Annotated in this window: 2 protein-coding genes; both read right to left on the reverse strand. The window is 41.3% G+C overall.

What is annotated here, in order from left to right; translation table 11 throughout:
• Nucleotides 1–44 precede the first annotated feature (44 nt).
• Nucleotides 45–1,247, reverse strand: a complete 1,203-nt coding sequence (locus FTT91_RS14445) for a protein rep (RefSeq protein ID WP_218952064.1) — start codon at nt 1,245–1,247, stop codon at nt 45–47.
• A gap of 75 nt (nt 1,248–1,322) precedes the next feature.
• On the reverse strand, nt 1,323–1,568 hold the full coding sequence (locus tag FTT91_RS14450; protein WP_180169697.1) for a hypothetical protein: 246 nt from the start codon (nt 1,566–1,568) through the stop codon (nt 1,323–1,325).
• Nucleotides 1,569–1,901 lie beyond the last annotated feature (333 nt).

Raw genomic sequence — 1,901 nt, forward strand, 5'->3', positions numbered from 1 at the left:
AGTGCGCCCTTTGGGAATTTTGAATTGTGTACTCACTACACTTTTCATTCTTCAAAGTCCGTTCGTTTCAATTCCAATTCACATAATGAAATTAACAGCCGTTCAGCTTCACCTGATCCAAAGCAGCCGTTTTCATAATCACGTTCAAGACAACGTAAAAATTGGTGTCGTTGCTGATAATGGCAAAGCAAGGAAAATAAATAATCGTCAATCGTGCGAAGCGTTATAGCGTTATGTTCTGTTTCTTCCGCTTGTTCTTCGTCCGTCTTTTCTTCGATGTTGAGTAATTTTTTAAGACCACGCGACCAGACTAGCTGGCGCGCGCCCTTTGTAGCTATGCCAAATTCCTGCCAAAGACTTGCAGCAGTACGGTTGTTCATAGTCCCATCAAGCATAGAAAATTGCAGTAAATCGAAAGGCGTGTATCCACCGTTACGCCCTTTTTTAACGTGGCCCTTTGCTAATTCAAAATCTAAGCCCCATTTCGCAACGTATTGAGAGGCATAATTCCCATCACGAATATCTAAACCATGCGTCATTGAAGGAGCGTTTAAACCTGCTTTGGTACAGGCTTTAATCCATAGAACAGCCAAATCAGAAATATATGATTGGTAATCTTCGACCTGATTTTTAGTTAGTAGCAAAATATGATTATGCGGATGCCAACCGTTTTGTCCGTAAGTCATCTCAAGGCTTTTGATTTTGTGCTGAACACCGATTTTTTTCAGAAGTGCTTGGACTTTGGTTGTTTCATTGAAAATCTTTAATGCCTTTTTTTGGCGTTCTAAGAGCGATCTAAGCGATTCAGTAGCTGAATGGGAGAAAGTAAGGGTAAGCATTAAAACACCGCCAAAATGCACGTTTTTCCACGTTTCTATGGCTGTTTTTAATTCTTCTCTGCGTTTTTCCGTAATTTGCTTAGCACAGACAGGGCATGTCCACACAGAACCGCAGCGTTGGACGTTTGAATAATGCGCTTTTTTTCGTTCTTCGTTGTATTTGATGTCACGCAGCTTGGTTTTATCAATACGTTTTTTTAAGCAGTTACAAACACGTTCTTTAGGTAAAAGCCTTGCAGACTGATCTTGCAATAGGAATTCGTGAACTCTCTGAACGCCTTTATTGGTAACGGTTACATGAGATTTCGTAAATATACCAAGAGGGACGCCGCCAACGCCAGAGTGATGTCCGTTCACGGAACGGCACACGTCTGGCGTTGTTTGCGTTTTTTGCTGATTAGCGTACAATTTAGTTACCTCGTAGTATTAGCGTACATACAGGATTCGAAGCCCTAAGAGCTGCTACTCTTGGGGCTTTACTATTTATCCCTTTCTGATCTCATCCAAAACAGATTTTGTCATTTTTCCCAAATAATCCGTTTCAACATCGGCAGGATTTCGACCCTGATTCAATTCTGTTAGTGCTTTAACCATTGCTTCAACAGCAGGCACTTGAGCTTCCATAAAACCACGAATCAAAGTAGCAACAGGAATACCTTGCAGAATGGATAATTCAGTCAATAAAGCATGTGTATCATCTTCAAGCGTTAGCATTACACGTTTAGCCATAAGTAGAACCTCGTATTACTCCATGTAATATACACGCATTTAGTGAATAAGCAAATGTTTACGTGGCGGGCGGGACACGCCCTAAAAAAAACCCTGATAACTTGCGGGGCAGCAGGTAATCAGGGAAAGGAAAGTTTTAGATTTTTATTGTGTCAGTTCGCAGGCACTCCGCCTGCTCTGTTAAGCACTCATTGGGACAATGGCTAAGTGCGCCCTTTGGGAATTTTGAATTGTGTACTCACTACACTTTTCATTCTTCAAAGTCCGTTCGTTTCAATTCCAATTCACATAATGAAATTAACAGCCGTTCAGCTTCACCTGATCCAAAGCAGC

The organism is Acinetobacter sp. YH12021, from assembly GCF_013420145.1.
GTDB classification, from domain to species: Bacteria; Pseudomonadota; Gammaproteobacteria; order Pseudomonadales; family Moraxellaceae; genus Acinetobacter; species Acinetobacter towneri.